Raw genomic sequence first — 238 nt, forward strand, 5'->3', positions numbered from 1 at the left:
CGGTTCAGGTCCCTATAAATTCGTTAAATGGGACCGAGATGACCGAGTTGTTTTAGAAGGTTACAAAGATTATTTTGCAGGAGAACCGAAATGGAGGAAAGTTATCGTCAGAGCCATTCCTGAAAGTTCTACACGTGTTGGTGAATTATTAACAGGCGGGGTAGACATTGCAACAGATATTCCACCGAATGAATGGGATCGTGTAAATGGTGAAAAGAATGTTTCACTGGTAAATGGG

General features: G+C 41.6%; 1 protein-coding gene. It reads left to right on the forward strand.

Translation table 11 applies throughout. The annotated features are described in order from the left end of the window. The coding region (locus tag RYX56_RS25110) for an ABC transporter substrate-binding protein (RefSeq protein WP_317124482.1) at positions 1-238 on the forward strand (238 nt) is incomplete at both ends.

The sequence above is a fragment of the Alkalihalophilus lindianensis genome, from assembly GCF_032843265.1.
GTDB lineage: Bacteria > Bacillota > Bacilli > Bacillales > Bacillaceae_D > Alkalihalophilus > Alkalihalophilus lindianensis.